The sequence below is a fragment of the Saccharothrix lopnurensis genome, assembly GCF_042658445.1.
Lineage (GTDB): Bacteria > Actinomycetota > Actinomycetes > Mycobacteriales > Pseudonocardiaceae > Actinosynnema > Actinosynnema lopnurensis.
In genome coordinates this window covers 1-734 of record NZ_JBHSQO010000114.1, presented here as the reverse complement: position 1 = coordinate 734, position 734 = coordinate 1, and the positions used below count along the sequence as shown (strand labels likewise).

At 43.5% G+C, this 734-nt stretch carries 1 protein-coding gene; it reads left to right on the top strand.

The features are described from left to right. On the top strand, window positions 1-734 hold a 734-nt coding region (locus ACFP3R_RS37575; protein ID WP_380643815.1), incomplete at both ends, for a hypothetical protein.

Below are 734 nucleotides of genomic sequence, written 5' to 3'. Positions count from 1 at the left end.
CAGGTGAGTACACTGTAGGGGCTATTAGGCATAGTTCAAACATAGCTTTAAGTGGCGGCTCTTTATGGGGTAAATATGATTTAACCTCCAATATTCAGTTGCGTGGAGGTGGTCGTTTTGGCGTTACAGGGTTTACCGTTGATGCCCAAAACACTATCAATAGATACGATTTTGCATGGGGTGATGATGGAAATTGGATTGGAGCGTTAGGTGTAACGGGTAGTTATAACGTTCAGAATCTAACTTTAGATGTTGCTCCAGATTCTGATGGTCAGCTTGGGTTGGCTATCGCGTTTGATAAAGCGGATGCGTCTTATCATATAGATAAACTAGTATTAGGTGAGACTAAGTCGCGTATTGATGCTTACTTGGCAGGTGCGCCTTTAACAGGTGGGCCAGCTAAGCTTAAGAGTATCGGAAGTATCGATATGAATTTTGTCTTTGCTGATCAGAGTGTTGATGGCGTCAATTATACAAATATTTTCTATGTTCAGGCAGGTGGTCAAGCTAATGCCGGTGAGCAGGGCTTAAGGCTTAATACTCAGTGGAGCTTGGTTGATCAATACGGGCTAGACACTAATGTATCAAATATCACCTACACGGATGATGGTAACGCAGTAATGCTGAGCGGGCTTCAATCTTGGGGTAAGGGAGATGTTACACTTAATGTAACCAAGGCTGGTCTTATTGGCGGTACTGAGTTTTTCGATGGCATACGTGTAGGCTTCGAGAAC